This window comes from Rhodopseudomonas palustris HaA2 (assembly GCF_000013365.1).
GTDB lineage: Bacteria > Pseudomonadota > Alphaproteobacteria > Rhizobiales > Xanthobacteraceae > Rhodopseudomonas > Rhodopseudomonas palustris_J.
Genome location: NC_007778.1, coordinates 1,264,650 through 1,286,898 on the forward strand (window position 1 = coordinate 1,264,650; position 22,249 = coordinate 1,286,898).

The 22,249-nt window shown below is 66.8% G+C and carries 17 protein-coding genes; 7 read left to right on the forward strand and 10 right to left on the reverse strand.

What is annotated here, in order from left to right; translation table 11 throughout:
• The first annotated feature begins 57 nt into the window (after positions 1–57).
• The 4 genes from RPB_RS05570 to RPB_RS05585 all read left to right on the forward strand — a co-directional run bounded on the left by RPB_RS05570 (position 58) and on the right by RPB_RS05585 (position 6,721).
• Positions 58–462 (forward strand): FixH family protein, encoded by a 405-nt coding sequence (locus RPB_RS05570; protein WP_011440000.1) that lies wholly within the window; start codon positions 58–60, stop codon positions 460–462.
• Positions 459–1,871 carry an efflux RND transporter periplasmic adaptor subunit gene (locus RPB_RS05575; protein WP_011440001.1) on the forward strand — a complete coding sequence of 471 codons (1,413 nt, stop codon included), beginning with the start codon at positions 459–461 and terminating at the stop codon, positions 1,869–1,871. Before RPB_RS05570 ends, RPB_RS05575 begins: the two co-directional genes overlap by 4 nt.
• On the forward strand, positions 1,868–5,023 hold the full coding sequence (locus RPB_RS05580) for an efflux RND transporter permease subunit (RefSeq protein ID WP_011440002.1): 3,156 nt from the start codon (positions 1,868–1,870) through the stop codon (positions 5,021–5,023). The genes RPB_RS05575 and RPB_RS05580 overlap by 4 nt, the downstream gene beginning before the upstream one ends.
• Positions 5,024–5,302: 279 nt before the next feature.
• On the forward strand, positions 5,303–6,721 hold the full coding sequence (locus RPB_RS05585; RefSeq protein WP_011440003.1) for a cell wall hydrolase: 1,419 nt from the start codon (positions 5,303–5,305) through the stop codon (positions 6,719–6,721).
• Between the two features lie 317 nt (positions 6,722–7,038).
• On the opposite strand, the gene nadC is transcribed toward RPB_RS05585, so the two are convergent.
• From nadC to nadA, 3 genes are all read right to left on the reverse strand, one after another.
• Positions 7,039–7,914, reverse strand: a complete 876-nt coding sequence (nadC, locus tag RPB_RS05590) for a carboxylating nicotinate-nucleotide diphosphorylase (protein WP_011440004.1) — start codon at positions 7,912–7,914, stop codon at positions 7,039–7,041.
• Positions 7,915–7,948: 34 nt separating this feature from the next.
• Entirely contained in the window at positions 7,949–9,571 is a 1,623-nt protein-coding gene (locus RPB_RS05595) for an L-aspartate oxidase (RefSeq protein WP_011440005.1), read from the reverse strand.
• A 113-nt stretch (positions 9,572–9,684) separates the two neighbouring features.
• The gene (nadA, locus tag RPB_RS05600; protein WP_011440006.1) at positions 9,685–10,797 is read right to left on the reverse strand and encodes a quinolinate synthase NadA; all 1,113 of its coding nucleotides are present in this window, start codon (positions 10,795–10,797) and stop codon (positions 9,685–9,687) included.
• 346 nt (positions 10,798–11,143) lie between these two features.
• On the opposite strand from nadA, the gene acuI reads away from it, so the two are divergent.
• Positions 11,144–12,130 (forward strand): acrylyl-CoA reductase (NADPH), encoded by a 987-nt coding sequence (gene acuI, locus RPB_RS05605; protein ID WP_011440007.1) that lies wholly within the window; start codon positions 11,144–11,146, stop codon positions 12,128–12,130.
• A gap of 99 nt (positions 12,131–12,229) precedes the next feature.
• Positions 12,230–12,823, forward strand: a complete 594-nt coding sequence (locus tag RPB_RS05610) for a hypothetical protein (protein ID WP_011440008.1) — start codon at positions 12,230–12,232, stop codon at positions 12,821–12,823.
• 36 nt (positions 12,824–12,859) lie between these two features.
• Here the strand turns inward: RPB_RS05610 and RPB_RS05615 are convergent, their stop codons facing one another.
• From RPB_RS05615 to RPB_RS05635, 5 genes are all read right to left on the reverse strand, one after another.
• Positions 12,860–15,109, reverse strand: a complete 2,250-nt coding sequence (locus RPB_RS05615; protein WP_080507842.1) for a TonB-dependent siderophore receptor — start codon at positions 15,107–15,109, stop codon at positions 12,860–12,862.
• A gap of 220 nt (positions 15,110–15,329) precedes the next feature.
• Entirely contained in the window at positions 15,330–18,035 is a 2,706-nt protein-coding gene (locus RPB_RS05620; protein ID WP_011440010.1) for a DUF2339 domain-containing protein, read from the reverse strand.
• A 54-nt stretch (positions 18,036–18,089) separates the two neighbouring features.
• Positions 18,090–19,097 carry an NUDIX hydrolase gene (locus tag RPB_RS05625; RefSeq protein WP_011440011.1) on the reverse strand — a complete coding sequence of 336 codons (1,008 nt, stop codon included), beginning with the start codon at positions 19,095–19,097 and terminating at the stop codon, positions 18,090–18,092.
• 28 nt (positions 19,098–19,125) lie between these two features.
• Positions 19,126–19,632, reverse strand: a complete 507-nt coding sequence (locus tag RPB_RS05630) for a tyrosine phosphatase family protein (protein ID WP_011440012.1) — start codon at positions 19,630–19,632, stop codon at positions 19,126–19,128.
• 99 nt (positions 19,633–19,731) lie between these two features.
• On the reverse strand, positions 19,732–20,367 hold the full coding sequence (locus RPB_RS05635; RefSeq protein WP_011440013.1) for a YfbR-like 5'-deoxynucleotidase: 636 nt from the start codon (positions 20,365–20,367) through the stop codon (positions 19,732–19,734).
• 164 nt (positions 20,368–20,531) lie between these two features.
• Between RPB_RS05635 and RPB_RS24830 the strand changes: the two genes are divergently transcribed.
• A complete protein-coding gene (locus RPB_RS24830; RefSeq protein WP_011440014.1) occupies positions 20,532–20,702 on the forward strand; it encodes a hypothetical protein in 171 nt (56 codons plus the stop codon).
• Here the strand turns inward: RPB_RS24830 and RPB_RS05640 are convergent.
• Positions 20,693–21,346, reverse strand: coding sequence for a DNA-3-methyladenine glycosylase I (locus RPB_RS05640; RefSeq protein ID WP_011440015.1), 654 nt, complete (start codon positions 21,344–21,346; stop codon positions 20,693–20,695). The genes RPB_RS24830 and RPB_RS05640 overlap by 10 nt on opposite strands.
• On the reverse strand, positions 21,343–22,224 hold the full coding sequence (locus tag RPB_RS05645; protein ID WP_011440016.1) for a YgfZ/GcvT domain-containing protein: 882 nt from the start codon (positions 22,222–22,224) through the stop codon (positions 21,343–21,345). Before RPB_RS05645 ends, RPB_RS05640 begins: the two co-directional genes overlap by 4 nt.
• Between the last annotated feature and the right edge of the window lie 25 nt (positions 22,225–22,249).

Here is a 22,249-nt window from a genome sequence, read left to right on the forward strand (position 1 = left end):
GCGCGACGCGATCCATGCCGCCTTGCGGTCTGACCAACGCTTTCGAGGTATTGAAAAATGAAGACTCAGCTTTCGCGCGCCCTCCGGGCCGCGCTCGTCGCCGTTGCCATGCTCGGCTCGACCAGCATCGTCCGCGCCGACATCAAGGACTATGAATTCCGTCTCGCCGAGCCGACTGTCAAAGTCGGACGCGACAAGATCGTCACCGTTCAATTGATCAATAAAACCACCGGCAAGCCGGAGCCGGAAGCGGTGATTTTCGCTATGCGTCTCGACATGGCGCCGGACGGCATGCCGGAAATGTCGACCAAGATCGTCCGCGAGCCGGGCGGAGATCCAGGCAACTACCGCTTCAAGGCGGCGTTCGGCATGGAAGGCCGCTGGCTGTTGTCGCTCGGCGCCAAGGTGCAGGGCGAGACCGGTTCGGTCGAAGGCAAGCTCGTCATCACGGCGAACAAGTGACGCGCACTGCTCTCGCGAGCCTGGCCGTCGCCGCTTTGGCGGCTGCGGGAGGCGGCCTGTACGGTGTCCGCGAGCACCTTCATGCGAGCACCGCGCAGGGCATCGCGTTGTTTGCTCCGGCGCAGGCGCAAAGCAATGACGAGCCGATCTACTATCAGGATCCGGACGGCAAGCCGTCCTATTCGCTGACACCGCGCAAGACCGCCGACGGGCGCGACTATCGCGCCGTGCCGGCCGGCGCCGATCTGAATTTCGGCGACGACGCGCCCGTCGCGCCGCCGATGGTGGTTGCGACGGATCGCAAGATCAAATTCTATCGCAATCCGATGGGCCTCGCCGACACCTCGCCGGTGCCGAAGAAGGATTCGATGGGGATGGACTACATCCCGGTCTACGAGGTCGACGGCAGCGACGATGGATCGGTGAAATTGTCGCCAGGGAAGATTCAGCGCACCGGTGTCAAATCGGAAGCCGCCGGCCGGCGCGTGATCCGCACCACGATCCGCGCGCCGGGCGTGATCCAGCTCGACGAACGCCGAGTCTCGGTGATCGCGATGCGCTCGGAAAGCTTCGTGCAGAAGATCGCCGACGTCACCACCGGCAGCCGCGTCACCAAGGACCAGGCCTTGATGGAGGTCTACAGCTCCGCGATCTCGGCTGCGGCGGCCGACTATATCGCCACCATCAATTCGAAGACCACCGGCGGCGTCGCTGCCTATGGGCGTGGCTCGCGGCAGCGGCTGATGAATCTCGATGTGCCGGACGCTGCGATTGCCTCGATGGAAAAGGCCGGCACGGTGCCGATCGCGCTGGAATGGACGGCGCCGCGCGACGGCGTCGTGCTGGAACGCAACGCCATCGAGGGCATGCGGGCGCAGCCCGGCGATGTGTTGTTCCGGATCGCCGATACATCCGTGGTGTGGGCGACGCTCGACGTGTCCGAGCGCGATCTCGGCGCGCTGGCGCCGGGCCAGCCCGTGGTCGTTCGCGCCCGCAGCTATCCAGGGCGCGACTTCACCGGCGAGGTGAAACTGATCTATCCGCAGATCGGCAAGGAGACGCGCACGGCGCGCGTCCGGGTCGAACTGGCCAATGCCGATCTGGTTTTGCTACCCGACATGTATGTCGATGCCGAGATCGACACCGGCGGCTCTCAGCCGGTGCTGGCGGTGCCGGACAGCTCCATACTGGATTCCGGCAGCAAGCAGGTGGTGTTCGTCGACCAGGGCGAAGGGCGCTACCAGCCGCGGAGCGTCAAACCCGGCCGTCGCGGAGGGGATGACGTCGAAATCCGCGAAGGTCTGGCCGAAGGCGAGCGGGTCGTGGTGTCGGCCAACTTCCTGATCGACGCGGAGAGCAATTTGAATGCCGCGCTGAAGAGCTTCTCGGACGCCGGAGCCAAGCCATGATCGCCCGTCTGATCGCCTGGTCGGCACGCAATCTGCTGCTGGTGCTGTTCGGCGCCGGCTTCGCCGCCGCGGCCGGAGTCTATGCGCTGAAACACCTGCCGCTCGATGCGATTCCGGATCTCTCCGACACGCAGGTGATCGTCTACACCGAAGTTCCCGGTCAGGCGCCGCAAGTGATCGAGGATCAGGTCACCTATCCGCTGACCACCGCGATGCTGACGGTGCCGCGCTCGAAAGTGGTGCGCGGCTTTTCGTTCTTCGGCGTGTCGTTCGTCTACGTCATCTTCGAGGACGGCACCGACATCTACTGGGCGCGCTCGCGCGTGCTGGAATTTCTCAACGGCGCGTCGTCCCGGCTGCCGGCGGGTGTGACGCCGACCATCGGCCCCGACGCCACCGGGGTCGGCTGGGTCTACCAATATGCGGTGATGTCGAAGGAGCTGAATCTCGGCGACACCCGCGCGATCCAGGATTGGAATCTGAAATTCGCGCTGGCCAAGGCCGAAGGCGTCGCCGAGGTCGCCAGCGTCGGCGGCTTCGTCCGGCAGTACAATGTCGTGCTCGATCCGCAACGGATGCGTGACCTCGGCATCACCATGCCCAAGATCCGCGATGCGATCCGCGCCAGTAATGCCGACGTCGGCGGGCGCACCGTCGAATTGTCGGAGTTCGAATACGTCGTTCGCGGCAAGGGCTATCTCAAGGGCATCAACGATCTCGGCGACATCGTACTGAAGAGCGCGGGCGGCACGCCGGTACTGCTGCGCGATGTCGCCCGCGTCGAACTCGGCCCCGACGAGCGGCGCGGCATCACCGAACTCAACGGCGAGGGCGAGGTCGCCGGCGGCATCGTGCTGCAGCGTTTCGGCGTCAACGCGCTGAGCGTGATCGACAACGTCAAGAAGCGCTTCCGCGAAATCGCCTCCAGCCTGCCCGCCGGCGTCGAAATCGTCGCGGTTTACGACCGCTCCAATCTGATCGACGCCGCCATCGCCACGCTGAAGCGCACGCTGGTCGAGGAGAGCATCGTGGTGGCGCTGGTCTGCATCGTGTTCTTGTTCCATGTGCGCAGCGCGCTGGTCGCGATCATCATGCTGCCTGTCGGCATCCTGATGGCGTTCGTTGCGATGAAGCTGCTCGGCATCGGCGCCAACATCATGAGTCTGGGGGGAATCGCGATCGCGATCGGTGCGATGATCGATGCGGCGATCGTGATGATCGAGAACGCTCACAAACATCTGGAGCGCGCCGCTCCTGGCCGCGCGCGGGTCGAGGTGTTGATCGAAGCTGCCGCCGAAGTCGGTCCGGCGCTGTTCTTCAGTTTGCTGATCATCACCGTGTCGTTCATGCCGATCTTCACGCTGGAATCGCAGGAGGGCCGGCTGTTCAGTCCACTGGCTTTCACCAAGACGTTCGCGATGGCCGCCGCAGCGCTGCTGTCGGTCACGCTGGTGCCGGCGCTGATGGTGGTCTTCGTCCGCGGCAGAATCGTTCCGGAACGCAAAAACCCGATCAGCCGGCTGTTGATCTGGATCTATCGCCCGGTGATCAAAGCGGTGCTGAGCGCCAAGCTGATCGTGATCCTCGCCGCGGTGGCGATTCTCGCCGTCACAGTCTGGCCGGCGCGGCAGCTCGGAACCGAATTCATGCCGAGCCTCAACGAAGGCACGCTACTCTTTATGCCGACGACGTTGCCCGGCATCTCGGTGACCAAGGCCGCCGAACTGCTGCAGACGCAGGACCGGATCATCCATTCCTTCCCCGAAGTCGCGTCGGTGTATGGCAAGGCCGGCCGCTCCGCGACCGCGACCGATCCGGCACCGTCTGAAATGTTCGAGACCATCATCAACCTGAAGCCGAAGCAGCGATGGCGTGCCGGTGTGACGATCGAGAGCCTTACGGCCGAGATGGATCGTGCATTGCAGTTCCCCGGCGTCTCCAATGCCTGGACGATGCCGATCAAGTCGCGGATCGACATGCTGTCGACCGGCATCCGCACCCCGGTGGGCGTCAAGGTGATCGGGCACGATCTCGGCGAGATCGAAAGCTTGGCGAAGCAGATCGAACAGGTGTTGAAGACGGTGCCCGGCACGTCGTCGGCCTATGCGGAGCGCGCGCTCGGTGGCTACTATCTCGATATCACCCCCGATCGTGCGGCGCTGGCGCGCTACGGCATCAGCATCCAGGATGTCCAGGATGTGATTGCCACCGCGCTCGGCGGCCAGACCGTGACGACGACGGTGGAAGGTCGCCAGCGCTTCGGCGTCAACATGCGCTATCCGCGCGATCTGCGCAGCTCGGCGCAGGCGATTGCGAGCGACGTGCTGGTGTCGATGCCGACCGGCGGCGCTGTGCCGCTCGGTGAAATCGCCACCGTTACGCCGACGCGCGGCCCGACCTCGATTCGCACCGAGAACGGCCAGCTCGCGGTCTACATCTATGTCGATATCCGCGACCGCGATCTCGGCGGCTACGTCTCCGACGCTCAGCGGGCGGTGACGGCCGGCATCGCTTTTCCGACCGGGTCCTATGTGGTCTGGAGCGGGCAGTACGAATATCTCGAACGCGCCGCGGCGCGCTTGAAGGTCGTGGTACCGGTGACGTTGCTGATCATCTTCCTGCTGCTGTATCTGAATTTCCGCTCGATCACCGAAACCATGATCGTGATGCTGTCGCTGCCCTTCGCGCTGGTCGGCGGCATCTGGCTGATGTGGGCGCTCGGCTTCAACCTGTCGGTCGCCGTGGTGGTCGGCTTCATCGCGCTCGCCGGCGTTGCGGCAGAGACCGGCGTGGTGATGCTGATCTATCTCGATCACGCGATGGCTGAGGTCGCATCGCGTCGCGCCGCCGCCGGTGCGTCGCTCGACCACGGCGATATTGCCGAGGCGATCATCCACGGCGCGGTCGAGAGGGTGCGGCCGAAGATGATGACGGTGGTGGCGATCATGGCCGGCCTGTTGCCGATCCTATGGAGCACGGGAACCGGTTCGGAGATCATGCAGCGCATCGCGGTGCCGATGATCGGTGGGATGATCTCGTCGACGCTGCTGACGCTGGTTGTGATCCCCGCGATCTACGCGCTGGTCAAGGGTTTCAACCTGCGCGGATCGAGTGCGGTCGCCGCGCCGCTTCCGACCGATGACGCCGGCTGAGTGTGCAGCCGTCCGGTGGGGGACGGCTGGATTCGATCCCGATGCGTCCCGCTCACAACGGGAAATTAGGTATTTCTGTTGACGTCCTGTTCACGACTTTCAAGAAGCCCCTGTTTACCAACGCTTTCGATCGCATCGGGGAAATCGCGAGGAGCACTTGCGTGTGTCCCACGCGCATCGCCGATTAACCCGCAGGCAACTTTAATCAGATAACAACAGAAACGATCGACTTGTCGGAAACGGCAGGCGGATCCCAGTAAGCGTTGCGTGAGCGTACCGATGTCAGTCATGCGTAACCGGCCGAAGGGCGCACGGATCGCGTCCTTCGGTCTCGGGCTCTGCGTCTTCGCAGTGTTTCCGAACGAAATCGGCTATCAGGATATTGCTTCGCTGCTGGTCCGCCAGCCGGGCGTCACCGAGCGTTGGCAGAAGCGGATGTTCGCGTCGTCGTTCGGTTCGATCCAGGTCGCCACATTCTCGTTCGGACGCCCGATCGGCACCTGGACGCCGCAGGTCGCCAACTCCCGGCTCGCCAGCCTCGACGGCAGATTCGGCCTGAGCGGGGCGATGACCCGCAATCGGCTGGCGCAGCCGCCGCAGCCCTATCAGGCCTCCGATTTCCCGGCGGTCGATCGCACGCTGAAGGGCGATCGCCTTGCGATCTTCAAGCCGGAGCCCGCGTCGCCCGACGACGCTGCGCCGTCTGCGACCGACGATTCGAACGCACCGAACGTCGCCGGTGCCAAGATTGCTGCCAAGCCTACCGCGCACGAACCGACCGAGACTTCGCCGCTCGATCCCGAACTCGCCGAAGCGCTGCAGTCCGAGCCGTTGACGCCGTACGATGTCGCGCATGCGCTGGAGTCCGATCCGCTGCACGCCGCCGGCCCGGCCGATGCGGCCGGGGCACCGCCGCGCGACCCTTTCACCTTCAAGACCGCGAGCCTGTTTTTCGGCACCGGCTCGCTCGGCGGACCGGATGAATCGCTGGAGCAGTGGCAGCCCGGCGAAGAGCCGATCATCGTCACGCCGCACGGGGCCGATCCGGACATGAAGTCGCCGCTGCTGTCGGCGACGGCCGTGGCGCCGGACGTGCCCGGCGAGACCATCGCCGGCAAGGGTGAGGTCAATATCGACCGCCATGCGAGGACGCCGGCCGAACGGCTCGGCCTGTCCGATCCGAAGCTGCGCGCCAGGCACGAGAAGTGCCTCGCCGAGGCGGTGTATTTCGAATCGCGCGGCGAAAAGGTGCGCGGCCAGATCGCGGTGGCGCAGGTGGTGCTGAACCGCGCCTTCTCCGGTTTCTATCCGACCAATGTCTGCGGCGTGGTGTATCAGAACAAGCACCGGCGGCTGGCCTGTCAGTTCACCTTCGCGTGCGATCGCGTCGCCGATATCGTGCGCGAACCGGAGATGTGGGATCGCGCCCGGCGCATCGCCGCAGCGATGCTCGACGGCAAATTGTGGCTGCCCGAGGTCGACAAGTCGACGCACTACCACGCCTATTGGGTGCGACCGTCCTGGGTCCACGAGATGAAGAAGATGTACAAGACCGGCGTCCACACCTTCTATCGCCCGCGCAAATGGGGCGACGGCAGCGATGCCCCGAGCTGGGGCGACGCCGCCCAAACCGCCGCCATTTCCGCCCAACTCTCCGAAGCCGCCAGGAGCTCGGCCGAGATCAGCGCGAAGAACTGACGGCTTGGCTCACTCCGTCATTCCGGGGCGCGCGTAGCGCGAAACCGGAATCTCGAAGTGTAGCGCAATGAGCCTCCCCGACAACGCCCTGCGCAAGTTTCAGATTCCGGGTTCGCGAGCTACGCTCGCGCCCCGGAATGACGCCGGGGAGCACTGCGCGCGTGCCACCGGCGGCGCGCTCCCTCTCCCGCCTGCGGGAGAGGGCTGGGGTGAGGGCGCCCCCAGCAGTGAGGCCACGTTGCGCGGAGAGGAGAGCCCTCACCCGGATCGCTGCGCGATCCGACCTCTCCCGCAAGCGGGAGAGGTTGCGCAATGAACTACGCGTCGATATCCAGCGCGACGTCGAAATTCGGCGCGGAGTGAGTCAGCGCGCCGGCGGATGCGTAGTCGACGCCGGTGGCGGCGATGCTGCTGATCGACTCGCGGGTGACGCCGCCGGAAGCCTCCAGCACGACGCGACCCTGCGCCATCGCCACGGCGCGTTTCAGCGCGTCGATGTCCATGTTGTCGAGCAGCACGACGTCGGCCATGCCGGTGTCGAGCACCTCTTGCAACTGATCGAGCGTGTCGACCTCGATCTCAATCTTCACCAGATGGCCGATCTTCGCCCGCGCGCTGTCGAGCACCGGGCGGATGCCGCCGGCGACCGCGATGTGATTGTCCTTGATCAGCACCGCGTCGTCGAGCCCGAAGCGATGGTTGAAGCCGCCACCGCAGCGCACCGCGTATTTCTCCAGCGCGCGCAGCCCCGGCGTCGTCTTGCGGGTGCAGCAGATCCGCATCTTGGTGCCGGAGGTGTGGCGGACATAGTCCGCGGTCAGCGTCGCGATGCCCGACAGCCGGCCGACGAAGTTCAGCGCGGTGCGCTCGCCGGACAAGATCGCCCGTGCCGGCCCCGACAGCGTCAGCACGTTGACGCCCGCCGCGACCGCGTCGCCGTCGCGGACATGGGCGGTGATGGCGATGTCGGGCGACAGCCTCTGAAACGCCGCGACCGCCAGCGGCAGCCCGGCGATCACGCCGGCCTGGCGCGCGACCATGACCGCGTGCGCCTGGGTCGCCTCCGGGATCGTGGCGATCGAAGTCACATCTCCGGCGCGGCCGAGATCTTCGTCGAGCGCGCGGCCGACGGCCTCCTCGATCGCCAGCGGCGACAGGAAGGCGTCGGGATGCAGCAAAGTCGTTGCAATCATGGGAACTGCTCCTGAGCAGGCAGACGGGGAGGGATCAGGCCGACGCGGTGCGGGCCCGGGTCGGAAACCGCAGAATGTTGGCGCCTTTGCTCAGTGCCGCGGCGCGCTCGCGGGCCTGCGCGAGCGTGGTCATGCTACGCTCCGCCAGCGCCGGATCTTCCGCCGGAAAGTCGGAGCGATAATGCGCGCCGCGGCTCTCGGTCCGCGCCAGCGCCGCGGTCGCGACCAGGAGTGCGGTCGTCGCCATGTTCGTCAGCGCGGTCGAGCCCGCCTCGGCTTCCAGCGCCGCGATCGTCCGCACCGCGTCGGTCAGGCCATCGCGGTCGCGGATCACGCCGACTTTGGCCGACATGATGGCGCGCAGGCTCTGCTCCTGCACCGGGTCGAGCGCTGCGTCGCGCGTAAGCGTCGTCGGATCGAACCGGCCGGTGGCCGCGCGCAATTCGGCGCCGGCGATGTCCTCGGCGATCCGCGCCGCATACACCACCGCCTCCAGCAGCGAGTTCGAGGCCAGCCGGTTGGCGCCATGCGCGCCGGTGCAGGACACTTCGCCGGCGGCCCACAGCCCGTTCAGCGACGAGCGGCCGCGTGCGTCCGCCGCGACGCCGCCCATGTGGTAGTGCGCCGCCGGCGCGATCGGGATCGGCTGGGTCGCGGGGTCGACGCCGGCCGAGATGCAGCTCTCGTACACCGTCGGGAATTCGTGCGCGAATTTCGCGCCGAGCGCCTGCGTGGCGTCGAGAAACGCGCCGCGCCCCGCCGCGACTTCGGCGAACACGCCGCGGGCGACGATATCGCGCGGCGCCAGCTCGGCGAGCGGATTCAACGCCAGCATGAAGCGCTCGCCGCGGCCGTTGATCAGCGTCGCGCCCTCGCCACGCAGCGCCTCGGTGGCGAGCGGCGCCGGATCGCGGCCGACCATGATGGCGGTCGGATGAAACTGCACGAATTCCGGATCGGCAATGACGGCGCCGGCGCGTGCGGCGATCGCCAGCCCCTGACCGGAGGCTTCCGGCGGATTGGTCGTAACCGCGTAGAGATGCCCGATGCCGCCGGTCGCCAGCACCACGGCCCGCGCCGCGATCGCCACCGGTGCGGTGAGGACGCTGCCGGCGCGGCGCAATTGCAGCCCGGCGACGGCGTCGCCGTCGGTCAGCAGCGCCTCGGCGAACCAGCCTTCGCGTACGCGGATCGACGGCGTCGCGCGCACCGCTTCGGTCAGCGCGGTGATGATCGCCTTGCCGGCCATGTCGCCGCGAACGTGCACGATCCGCCGTGCCGAATGCGCTGCCTCGCGCGCCACCGCGAGCCTGCCTTCGAGGTCGCGATCGAACGGCACGCCATAGGCGAGCAGATCGTGGATGCGGGCGGAGGCTTCCTGCGCGAGGCCGAGCGCCACCGCCTCGTCCACGAGGCCGGCGCCGACCGCGATCGTGTCGGCCGCGTGGGATTCGGCGCTGTCGCCTTCGCCGACCGCAGCCGCGATGCCGCCTTGCGCCCAGGCGGTCGAGGCGCCTTCGCCGAGCGCCGCCGCGGTGATCACCGTCACCGGCCGCGGTGCCAGCTTCAGCGCGCAGAACAGGCCGGCGAGGCCACCGCCGACGATCACGATGTCACCATGGGCGCCGAGCGATTCGATTTCGGTTGAGAGACCCATCGGGGTGGTCCGATCCTCAGCCTGCGTCCGCGGAGCGTCGTGCGCGGATTGCGAGGTGGAGACGGCGGCCGCCAGGAGGAAAGGCCGCCGTCCAAGACGCCGCAGCAAGCGGCTCAGTTGTTCAGGTTGATCATCCGCTCCACCGAGCGCCGCGCCGGCGCGATGATGGCGGGGTCGACCGTGACTTCCTCGCGCAGATACACCAGGCTGTCGAGAATCTTCGCCAGCGTGATGCGCTTCATGTGCGGGCACAGGTTGCACGGCCGTACCATTTCGACGTCCGGCAGCTCGGCCTGGACGTTGTCGGCCATCGAGCACTCGGTGATCATCACCACCCGCTTCGGATGCCTGGTCCTGACCCAGTCGATCATGTGCGCAGTCGAGCCGGTGAAGTCGGCTTCGGCCAGCACGTCCGGCGGGCATTCCGGATGCGCGATGATCTGCACGCTCGGGTCAGCCTCGCGATAGCTGCGCAGCTCGTCGCCGGTGAAGCGCTCGTGCACTTCGCAGGCGCCCTTCCAGGCGATGATCTTCACCTTGGTCTGCGAGGCGACGTATTTCGCCAGATACTGATCAGGAACCATGATCACGCGATCGACGCCGAGGCTCTCCACCACCTTCACGGCATTCGACGAGGTGCAGCAGATGTCGACCTCCGCCTTCACGTCGGCCGAGGTGTTGACGTAAGCCACCACCGGCACGCCGGGAAATTTTTCGCGCAGCAGCCGGACATCGTCGCCGGTGATGCTGGACGCCAGCGAACAGCCGGCGCGCGAATCCGGGATCAGCACGCGCTTGTCCGGATTGAGGATCTTCGAGGTCTCCGCCATGAAGTGCACGCCGCACTGGACGATCGTCGACGCCTTGACCTTGGTGGCCTCGATGGCGAGTTGCAGCGAGTCGCCGACGATGTCGGAGACGCAATGGAAGATGTCCGGGGTCTGGTAGTTGTGCGCCAGGATCACGGCGTCGCGCTCGCGCTTCAGCTCGTTGATCGCCTTGATGTAGGGCGCCATGAACGGCCACTCGACCGGCGGGATCACGTTCTGCACGCGCGCATAGAGGTGCGCGGTCGCGCGCTCGACCTCGGGCGTCCATTCGAGCGCCGGCATCGGCAAGGCACGCGCCTTCTCCACGGCGCTCAGCGGAGCGCGGGCGAGCGCCGACTGACGCGCGTGCGGTGGCAGGCCGAAATTTTCCGGGCCATAGAGATCAGCAAGCGGCATCGCGGCCTCCCTGGTACGCAACCAGCATGTACTCATTTTGAGCATATGTTGGCTTTGAGAAAACCGGCCAAGACGGGCCGGCAGTTTCCAACGCTGGTTGAAGTGCTTTCCGAGTCTGTGCGCGTCGCCGCGCCCGTCCCGGAAACTCATGAGGAAAAAACTTATCCTCAAAACGAGCAAATCTAATATAACACGTGGGTTAAGGTTCTGCCAGTGGTCCAAAGGATCAAATCGTCACGGCGGCACATCGGATTTGCATCGCTGCAGCGCAGCGTGATCTTTACAGCGGGGCCGCATTTTCTCTAACTCACGTCGGCGTTCGAAAGCACAAAACAAGGGGAGCGGAATGGCGACGTTCAGGGCGATCAGGATCGACAAGGCCGACAAGGGCACCACTGCGGCGCTGACCCAGTTCGACGAGTCCGAACTGATGGATGGCGACGTGACGGTCGCGGTCGAATGGTCGACGCTGAACTACAAGGACGGCCTGGCGCTGACCGGCAAGGCGCCGGTGGTGCGGCGGTTTCCGATGATCGCCGGCATCGATTTCGCCGGCACCGTTCTCGACTCCACGCATCCGGACTGGAAGCCCGGCGACAAGGTCGTCTGCAACGGCTGGGGCATGGGCGAAACCCATCTCGGCGCCTATGCGGAAAAAGCCCGCGTCAAGGGCGACTGGCTGGTGCGGCTGCCGGACGGGCTGTCCGCGCGCGACGCGATGGCGATCGGCACAGCGGGCTACACCGCGATGCTCAGCGTGCTGGCGCTGGAGAAGCACGGTCTGACGCCGAAGGACGGCCCGGTGGTCGTTACCGGCGCCGCCGGCGGCGTCGGCTCGGTGGCGATCGCGCTGTTGTCGAAGCTCGGCTATCACGTCATCGCCTCGACCGGCCGCACCTCGGAAGAGGCCTATCTGCGCGACCTCGGCGCCGCCGAGATCATCGACCGCAATGAACTGTCCGGCCCCGCCAAGCCGCTCGCCAAGGAGCGCTGGGCCGGCGGCATCGACAGCGTCGGCTCGACCACGCTGGCGAACCTCCTGTCGATGACCAAGTACCGCGGCGCGATCGCCGCCTGCGGACTCGCCGCCGGCATGGACCTTCCCGGTTCAGTGGCCCCGTTTATTTTGCGCGGGGTGTGTCTTTATGGCATCGATTCGGTGATGTGCCCGCTGCCGGACCGCAAACAGGCCTGGTCGCGGCTCGCCGGCGACCTCGACCGGGCCAAATTGGCGGAAATCACCCGGGAAATTCCCCTCGACGAGGTGATCGGCGCCGGCGCCAAAGTGCTGGCCGGCCAGGTCCGCGGTCGAATCGTGGTGAAAATTGCGTAGCTGTTCAGACTTTACCAACCAAGCTGCGCCAATGTTGCCGCAGTTTGTATGGTAAGGAGCGGGTTAACGAGTCCGACCCGCGCCAGTAGGAGTTCAGGCATGTTTGCGCGTTTCGTAGCCGGAGCCTTGATGGCCGGCGCCACCGTCCTGCCGGCGATGGCCGGGTCGATGACCGCAGACGAAGCGCGCAAATTCGTCGCCAACAAAGTGTTCGCCTTCACCTGCTTCGATGGTACCCGCGGCGCAGGCCGGGTGTTCGACGATGGCGGCGCGGCCGGCGCGGTGCAGTTCTCCGGCTCGGGTCCCAATCGCTTCATGCGGCTGCCCGGCAATACGCTGCAGGTGCGCGGCCAGTCGATCTGCGCATCGATCAAGGGCATCCCGTTCGACCCCTGCTTCAATCTCGACAAGACCGGCGAGCGCAGCTTCCGTGGTTCGGTCTCCGGCATGGGCTTCGCCTATTGCGACTTCCGCCATCAGGGCGCCGGCCAAATGATGATGGTGCGGGCGATCTCGCGCTCGCAGCCGCGATCACTGCATGTCCCCGGCACTCGCCAGGCCGATGCGTCGCGCCATACCGACGTCACCGGCCGGGTGCCGACCCCGCGGGTCGAGGCGATGCGGCTCGATCCGCCGAAGATCGACGCCTCGAAGGTCGAGGCCGCCTCCGAACTGCGCCGCTCGACCGACTGAGCGCGTCCCGTCGGCGACGGCCGAGATCCGACGATCCTAGAAGTCCGTGGTCATCGACAGCCGGACCGTCAGGGGAAGGCCCTGCGCGATGGTGCTGTAGCTGGCGACGCCGGACCAGTAGTCCTTGTCGAACACGTTCTGCACCGAGGCACGGAAGGTGACCGGCCGCTTGTCGATCAGGGTCTTGTAGCGGGCGCCGAGATCCATCCGGGTCCACGACGGGATCATCTGCGTATTCGCCGTGTTCACATATTGCTCGCCGGTGTAGATGACATTGGCGGTCAACGTCAGGCCCGACACGAACGGCGTGTCCCATTCGCCGCCGAGATTCGCCTGCACCGTCGGCACGCCGACCGGCCTGTTGCCGAGGGTCGCGGCGCTCGTGGTCTTGGTCAGTTCACCGTCGATCAGCGACGCGCCGCCGAGCAGCCGCACGCCCGGCGTGACTTCTCCGAACACGTTGAGCTCGAGGCCGCGGTTGCGTTGCTCGCCGCCTTCGCTGAACACCAGATTGCTGCCGATGGTCTCGAGCTGGCCGAACGGCTTTTCGATCTGGAACGCGCTGAGCGTCAGGCCGAAACGGCCGAGGTCGAACTTGGTGCCGACCTCGTATTGCGTGGTCTTGTAGGGCGCCAGGGTCTCGCCGGCATTGATCGCATTGGTCGGCGCTGTTTCACCGATGCTCAGGCCTTCCGCGTAGTTCGCATAGAACGACACCATGCTCCAGGGTCGAACCACGAGACCGACCAGAGGCGTTACGGCGGTCTCGTCGGACGACGAGGTGAGCGCGCCGGTGCTGATATTGTAGTTCTTGGAGTCGATCTGCTGGAACCGGCCGCCGACGGTGAGTTGCAGGCGCTCGTTCAGCACCGATAACGTATCCGACAACGCGACGCCCGACAGCGTGCTCTCGGATGCCTTGGCCACGCGGGTTGGGTCGGCGACGTATTGCTCGGGGCGGTACGCCGGATTGTACATGTTGCTGAACTGCGTCGTCCCCGAGACGAGCCCGCGATCGAGAGTCTGGTTGAGATAGCTCGACTGCAGCGTCATCGTATGCGCGATCGCGCCGGTCTCGAAACGGGAGCGGACGCCGGTTTCCGCACTCAGCCGATCGACGTCGAAGATCGCGTTCTCCGGGCGGATACTGACGTCGCCGGCGGAATTGAGCATCGTCGGCAGGCCGAACAGCCGATGAACCCGCGAGTTGCCGCCGCCGACCGCACCGAACCAGGTGACGTTGTCGGTCAGATCGTATTCGACTTTGCCGAGAACCGACTTGTCCTCGCTCTTCGACCATTCCCACGGCGCCTGGACGTTCCGCGAGCCGTTCGGCGCGCTGGGTATCGCGAAATTGCCGGACGACGGATAGAACGGCCGCTGCGGGGCCGTCAGATTTTCCCGCTGACCGATGATGTCGAGCGTGGCGCGCAACCGTTCGCCGCGATAGTCCAGCGCCAGCGAACCGACGAAGGCGCCGCGCTCCAGATTGTCGATCGGCAGATCGCCGCCGCGGGCGCTGCCGTTGAAGCGGATGCCGAATTCCTTGTGCTCGCCGAACCGCCGCGACACGTCCACGGCGCCGCCGCCCTGCGCGTTGGATGCGTAGTCGGTCGTCAGTCGCGTCAGGTCGGTGTCGCCGGCGCGCTTCGGGACGATGTTGATGGTGCCGCCGACGGCGCTGTTGGGCGATATGCCGTAGAGGAACGCGGTCGGCCCCTTCAGGACTTCGACGCGCTCGGCGTAGTCGGTGAACACCCGATAGGTCGGCGCGATTCCGAAAATTCCGTCGAAGGCGATTTCGCCGAGATTGCCCTCTCCGATCGGAAAGCCCCGGATGTAGAACGAATCCAGCAATCCGCCCGCCGAATGCGTACTTCTCACCGAAGGGTCGGCTTCGAGAACGTCGGCGACGGTCTGCGCGCCCTGATCCCGGATTCGCTGCGAAGTGTAGGCCGTCACCGCGAACGGCGTATCCATGAAGCTGCGATTGCCCAGCATGCCGATGCGGGCCCCCTGCGCCACCTGGCCGCCCGCATAGGGAACCGGCAGCGTTCCGATGGTGTGGATGGCGGCGGCTGTGGCGGCTGGCGCGCTGGTCGGGGGTTCGGCCGAGGGCCGGGGCGCGATCCGGGCGGAGCGTCGCTGCGGATTGCGCGACCGGGTCGGAGACGCCGCCCGTGCTCTCTGTTGAGGCTTCTCGACAGAGACGGGCGGGAGCACGTGCGGCTCGGCGCTTTGTGCTCGGCTTGGAGAAACTGCGATGCCGGTGAAATACAGTGACATGACGGCTGTCGCGACGCCGGCGAACAGCCGGTTCTTGTTAGTTCTGACGATGTTCACGCGATGCCCCGCAAAATTAGTCAAATCCGTGACTAAGAAACTTGCGGATCAGGAGCAATAGCACCGGATTAGAATCGGTGTACGCGAAGTCGCGAACACTTTCGCGTATTCGTCGAGCGTCGCCGCGGCGTTCGCGAGCGCCCGCCGCCGTCGAGGATGCGGACTAATCCTTCGCGTCGCTGGCCGCTGCACCGGATGGCAGAGCACGCGGCCGAAACAAGACGCGCTGATACAGCCAGCCGATCGCGACCAGCACCAGGCCGAGCCCCATGAACGACAGCGCCCGGTACACGCCGGTCAGCGTCGACATGTCGATCAGGAAGGCTTTGACGATGGTGAGGCCGATCACCACCGCGGAGGCGAGCCGGGCGCGCTGCGAGTTGAACAGGATGCCGGCGCCGAGCAGCAGCACGCCGCAGCCGAGCCAGGCCAGCGAATAGGTGTACTGCTCGGCATCGGTGGTGAGGCCGCGCCACAGCACGGGGCCGTGATACAGCCGACGGATTTCCAGCGTCACATAGGCCAGCCCCATCATCAGCGCGAGCGCCGCGAAGCTGTTGGCATAGGACGGTCGGCGCAGCCCCGCGACCGCGTAGGACAGCAGCAGCGCCAGCAGCGCCGGAGCCGCATAGCCGAGCAGCAGCTCGTTCAGCAGCAGGCCGCCGATTTCGCCGGACCACCACAACAGAGGATTTTCGAACAGCAGCAGGCCGCCGATGCTGGCGAGTGCGGCGAACACCGCGAGCAGGATCGCCGCGACGTTGTGAACGACGCTGCGGCTGCGTCGCCGCAGCCGTTCGAGGCCGATCGCCATCGCCAGCGCGACGCAGACCTGCAGGGCGACCTCGACCAGCCCGGCGCTGTCGCGATAGACATCGCCGTTGTTGACGGCGTGGCGGATCTGCAGGAATGCCAGCAGCACGGTGAACAGGATCGCTGCGGACTCCATCATGCGCAGCGGCACGTCGTCGCCGCGCTTGCGAAGCCAGAAGCTGGCGAGCCAGAACGATGCCGCCGGCACGCCATAGCCCCACAGCAGCCAGTTGAAGATCGGCGTGGTGCCGATCGCGTCTCCGACGATGCGCGGCTCCCAGCCGGCTCGCAGCACGACGATGCCAGCGAGGATCGCGGCGAGCCAGCGCAGGAACGGAATCGGCCGCTGCAGCGAGATCCAGGCCGTGCCGGCCGCCATCAGCGCCAGCGCGATCGTCAGCCAGCCCTTCTCCAACGCGAAGGTCAGCGCCAGCGCCAGCGCGCCGAGCGTGCCGGTGGCGTACAGCGCCGCCGAGATCGCGAGCCCGGGCCGGGTCTCGCGCTTGCTCAGCCATTCGGTGGCGGCGCCGTAAGCCGCGGCGAGGAGTACCGCGACAATGGCAAACGGGATCGAGCGATCGAGATGGGCGATCCGCGCATACAGCGCGATCAGCAACGCCAGCGGCGTGAACACCCCCGCAGCCGACCAGATCACCGGGACGATCGCACTGGTCGATCGCCCCTGTGCCAGCAGCCCGGCGACGCCGAAGCCGAGCGCAAAGATCGCAGCCGTGATCAGGTGTGTCGTCACCGAGCCGGCAAGCGGATCGGTGCCGATTCCGGGCAGCGGTCCGCCGGGCAACGCAAGTAATTCGGGCGCGCTGCGGATCACCCACGAGAGAAACACCAGCGCGACCAGCACCGCGGCGGCGCCGACGGCCGCAGTCGCCGCCGCTGCGCGCCACGCCACGCCGAGCGTCGCCGCGACCAGCAGCGCGAACACGATCATCGCCGAGTCGGTATGGCCCTCGCCGACGACGATCAGCGCGGCCGCGAGCACGGGCGCGGCGAGCGAGGCGGACGAGATCGTCTCGATTCGGCCGTCCTCGAGCGACGGGCCGAACAGCAAGTTGCAGACAACGAGCAGTGCGGCGAGCACGAAGCCGGCGATGACGTGGAACGCGAGCGGCCCCAGCGACGCTCCTGCGAGTCCGGCCACCGCCCAGAGGAACGCCAGCGCGATCGTGGTCATGGCGAGCCAGCGCCACAGCCGGATTCGCGCGAGGCCGTACGACGCCGCGGTCACCACCGCGAGATAGATGTACAGCGCCCAATAGTCGGGCGTCTCCGACGACACCAGCAGCGGCGTGACGAAGCCGGCGACGACGCCGAGCCCTGCCAGCGCCGGGCCGTGCAGCAACGCCGCAGCCAGCGTGCCGAGCGCGACCAGCCCGAGCAATATGAAGGCGCTGGCGGGAGCGAGAAAGTCGTACAGGGCATAGGATGCGTAGACGGTCGCGAATGCCACGGCGGTGCCAGCCGCGGTGAGGATCGCGGGGATGTTGGCGATCGGCAGCGCGCGCAGGTTCGAGATGTCCTCCTTGCGTCGCGTCCATTCACCGGCGCCGAGCAGCGCCAGTGCGAACAGGCCGCCGAGCAACACGCGCACGCCGGGGCCGAGCAGACCCTGTTCGATCGAGTAACGCACCATGAAGAAGCCGCCGAGCGCCAGCGTCAGCCCGCCGACCCACACCACCCAGCGGGTGCCGATGCGCTCTTCGAAGCCGGGCTTGGCTGATGGTGCAGCCGGCGGTTCGGCCGGCGCGGACGTATCGATCGATGCGTCTGCCGACGCGGCGCTCCCGGCGGATGCCGATTCCGTCGCCGCCTCGGCCGCCCCCGCCTCGGCGACTTCCGGCTGAAGCTCGGGTGCGAGCGATGCCTCCGCGACGGCGCTACCACTCGCCGCGGTCGCCGCGGGCTGCGCACGCGCCGTCAGCGGCTGTCCCGCTTCGAGCGCGGCGAGCCTCGCCTGCAATTCCTGGGAGCGGTTGTTCGCCTTGCGCGCCAGCACCAGCGCGACGAGGGCGATCACGAGCGTCAGCAGTTCGAACATCACAGCTCCAGGCGACCGGCCCGGATCGAGGGCGCTTCGCTTCCTAGGACAAATTCAGCGCCGACCGCGCACGCGCAGGCCGGGCGCGGGGCGCTCCTGCAGCACCTCGCGGCGGAAGCGAAACAACGCGGCGGGACGTCCGCCTGTTCGTGTCGACATCTCGCCGGTCGGTTCGACCAGCGCGCCGGCTTCGACCAGCCGCCGGAAATTCTGCTTGTGCAGATGCCGGCCCGAGATCGCTTCCACGGTATGCTGCAACTCGGTGAGTGTGAACTCCGGCGGCAGAAGTTCAAACACCACCGGCCGGTATTTCAGCTTGGCGCGCAGCCGCGCGATCGCTGTGGCGAGAATCCGGCGGTGATCGAACCGCATCGCCACGCCGAGCGGCGGCACCTTGGCGCGCGCGAGCGCAGCGGGCCGCCCGTCGCGCCGCGCCTCTTCGATCAGGCCGGCTTCGTACAGCAGTTCGTAGCGGTCGAGCACGCGCTCCTCGTCCCATTGCGCGCCGTCGATGCCGAAATACAGCCGGACGCGATCCTTGCGGGCGAGGGCGCGCGTCGTGTCGGGCTGTTCGGCCTGGCTGGCCCAGGCGGTGAGTTCGGGGATGATGTCGCGCGCGATGATCTCGGGGCGCTGCTGGCGCCAGTCCTCCCACGGGAAGAAGCGATACCAGGGCTCGAACGTCGCGCCGGCCGCACGGGCGGCGTTGTCGACCGCGCGGGTCAGCGCCAGATAGCCGATCGAGGCGACGTGGACGTCGGTGTCGCCGACCCGCGCATGGCGGCCGCGATCGCCGAACGTGTAGAGCTGTTCGACATAGCCGAGACGCAGTCCGGTCTGCTCTTCCACCCAGGCGCGCAGCCCGATGTCGAGCGTGCGATGCGAGATCGCGTCGAATGGCCCGTAGGGCAGGCCGATCAGGTCGTTGCCGCCCGACGACGTCAGGATCAGCGGCTCGTTGTTCTCGATCGCGACGATCGCCGCGGTCAGTCCGATCTCGATTGGAATCGGGGGCTTGTCGCCGCTCCAAGCCTTGTTGCCACTCAAAGCCTTGTCGGTCATCGCGCGTGGCTCATGCGGCGTCCGCTCGTTATTCGAGATCGATGCGGAACGGCTGTCCCTCGATGCCGAGATTGCCGGGGCCGATCTTGTCCAGCGCGCGCAGCATCCGCCCGTCGCGCCCGAGCGCGCGATCGGCCAGCGTCACGATCAGCCGGTTCGGGAAGGCGCTCGGCGAGGCGTCGCGGATCTGCTGCGCGATGACCGCCTCGTCGCGATGCGGGTTGAGCGCGCAGGCGGCGGCGAAGGCGCTGGCGGTGGAGCGGCTGATGCCGGCGTAGCAATGCACCACCAGCGGCGCGGCGCGGTCCCAGGCCCGGACGAAATCCAGCACCTGGGTGATGTGCTGTTCGTTGGGCGCGACGAAGCCGTCGATGTCCTCGGTGATGTCGTCCATCGAGATGCGCAGATGGTTGGCTTCCGGCACCGTAGGGGGCCGCTGCACCTGGCCGACATTGGCCATCACCGACAGGATATGGCTGGCGCCGGTCGCCGCGACGGTCGGGTGCAAGGCTGCGAGAGAGCAGACGTGAATCATGAGGCCTTCCGGAGTTGCGCGATCTTAATCCTGCGCCGCAGGAGGTGAAAGCGCGATGACGGCGTCGGTCTTCTGGAACGCCGGCGCCGGCCGGCGGTGCTAGCCGTACAGCGCCTGAAAGCGGGCCAGCAACCGCTTCTCCGCCTTTCCGGCCGACCAGGGCGTCAGATAATCGTCGATCATCGCCGGCGGCAGCCCGGGATCGCTGCCGAACAGCCGCTTGGCTTCGGACTTGGTGAAGCCGGCGAGGTGGGTCGCCTCGAGAAAGGCGGCGCCGCGGTCGGCGGCCTTGATCTGGCGTTCGATCGCCTCGTCGAGCGCCGCCGGCAGCCCGAACCGGATGTGGATCGCGGCCAGCAGCCGTCGCTCGACCGCCTTGTAGGATTCGCCGATCACCGCCTTGAACGGCGAGATCATGTCGCCGATCACGTATTCGGGGGCGTCGTGCAGCAGGGCTGCGAGCCGCAACCGGGCGTCGACCCGGGGGCTCTTCTCGCGCATCACCGCCTCGACCAGCAGCGTATGCTGCGCCACCGAGAAGATGTGCGCACCGCTGGTCTGGCCGTTCCAGCGCGCGACCCGCGCCAGACCGTGGGCAATATCGGCGATTTCGACATCCAGCGGCGACGGATCGAGCAAATCAAGCCGGCGGCCGGACAGCATCCGCTGCCAGACCCGGGCGGAGGCTTGCGATGTCCTGGGAGCGGTGCTGGAGGTTTTGGCGGCAGAGGTCATGGCAAAGCCGAGGCAAAGTTCAGGCGGGCGGGCGCGGCGAAACAACTCGCGCCATATAGGCCGCCTTGCCCGAACTAAGCCACCGTCTCGGCTCAGTTCTGCACGATCTCGTGACTACCCTCGTGCTCTGGTGCTGGTGGCTTAGTGCGCGAAGGGGGAATGCCATGGGGACGACCGATCGCCGCGAGGCGGACCGATCGCAGGCCGAAGACGGATACCGTCAGGTCGCCGCCGAATCGTCGCTGCAGGAATTGCAGCAGCAAAACGAAGCACTGAAAGAGCTGGTCGTCAGCCTGTCCGAGCTGGTGATCAAGCGGGTCGCCGATCAGCGCTGACGCTGGGCGATCGTCCGCGCCGGCGCCGCCGAACGTCGCGCCGGCCTTTTTGCTGCGCCGCAACGATCGTGGCAATGGCAATCCACCAGATGGTCGTTGACCATGCCCACCGCCTGCATGAAGGCGTAGACGATGGTCGGGCCGACGAATTTGAAGCCGCGCGCCGACAGATCCTTCGAGATTTTCACCGACAGCGGCGTCGAGGCCGGCACGCTCAAGGTGGTCTTGAACGCGTTGACCTTCGGCGCGCCGCCGACATGGTCCCACAGCAGTTTCGAAAAGCCCGGGCCTTCCTCCTGGATCGTCAGCCAGGCCTTGGCGCTGCCGATCGCGCCGTCGATCTTGGCGCGGTTGCGGACGATGCCGACGTCGTTCATCAGCGCCTGCACCTTCGCCGCGTCGTAGCGCGCGATCCTGGCCGGATCGAAATCGTCGAAGGCGCGGCGGAAATTGTCACGCTTGCGCAGGATCGTGATCCACGACAGCCCGGCCTGGAAGCCGTCGAGGATCAGCTTCTCGAACAGCGCGCGGTCGTCGTATTCCGGCACGCCCCATTCGGTGTCGTGATAGGCGACGTAGAGCGGATCGTCGCCCGGCCACGGGCAGCGCGCGAGGCCGTCGGCGTGCATGCGTGCGCCGCTCATGCCACGGTCTTTCGCACAGCCGGCTTCAACTCGTCCGGATCGACCAGGCGCAGCGCGATGCCGGCGGCGCCGAGCGGCAATGAAGCTTCGCGGGCGTCCGCCACGCGGTCGATCCGCAGCAGCGCCAGACCGCAGCCGTCGGCCGACGACCCCATGGTGCCGACGCTCTTGTCGCCGGCGGTGATCTCGCTACCCGGCTGAGGCGCCGCGCCGTCGATCAGCACACGCACGATCCGGGTGCGCGCAGTGCCGCGATGGTGCATTCGCGACACCACTTCCTGGCCGATGTAGCACCCCTTACCGAAATCGACGCCGTGCAGCCGGTCCATGTTGGCTTCGTGCGGAAACGCATCGCCATAGGCGAAGTCGACGCCGCCGGCCGGCGCACCGCAGGCGATGCGATGCGCCTCATAGGCGGCGGCATCCACCAGCTCCGCGCCGATCGCCTCGGCGGTCTTGTGCGCCAGCAGTTCGGGCACGATGATTCGCCAGCCGAGCTGGTCGTTGCGCGGATCGGTAAAGGCCGGTGCCGACGTCGCGGCCGGCGCACCGTCCCACACGGCGAGCACGCCGAGCCGGTCGGACAGGTTCTCGATCAGCACCTTGGCGCGCAGTTTATAGAATTTCAGCTTGGTGGTGAGCGGTTCCGCCAGCGTTTTCGGGCAATCCAGCAGGAAACCGCCATCGTCCTCCGCGGCGATCTCGGTGATGAAGAAATCGGCGACGATCTTGCCCTGCGGCGTCAGCAGCGCGCCGAACCGGCCGAGCCCGGGTTCGAGCAGCGTCAGATCCGTGGTGACCAGCCCGTTCAGCAGATGCCGCGCGTCGGCTCCGCTGATCTTGATCACGCCGCGGTCGGGGAGCAGGGCTGCCTTCATTGCATTCTCTCGTGGCGCCGGTCAG